This window comes from Psychrobacter sp. TB20-MNA-CIBAN-0197, from assembly GCF_040309765.1.
Classification (GTDB): domain Bacteria; phylum Pseudomonadota; class Gammaproteobacteria; order Pseudomonadales; family Moraxellaceae; genus Psychrobacter; species Psychrobacter submarinus.
This window is the reverse complement of the sequence record NZ_JBEOPC010001450.1, coordinates 1-233: the sequence shown is the minus strand read 5'-3', so window position 1 is coordinate 233 and position 233 is coordinate 1. Positions and strand designations below refer to the sequence as shown.

1 protein-coding gene is annotated in these 233 nt (G+C 37.3%); it reads right to left on the bottom strand.

Annotated features, from left to right (window positions below):
• The coding region (locus AAEY83_RS18770) for a ribonucleotide reductase barrel domain-containing protein (protein WP_502945233.1) at positions 1-233 on the bottom strand (233 nt) is incomplete at both ends.

Here is a 233-nt window from a genome sequence, read left to right as displayed (position 1 = left end):
CGGGTATTGTGATAGTACAAGGTTTTAACACCCAGTTTGTAGGCGCTAAGCAAATCTTTTAATAAGACTTTCATCGGTACGCGACCGCCTTCAAACTTACCAGGATCATAATTTGTATTGGCCGAAATAGACTGGTCAATAAATTTTTGCATTATACCCACAAGTTGTAAGTAACCATCGTTTGAAGGAATATCCCACAGTAACTCGTAGTTATCTTTTAAACGTTCATATTC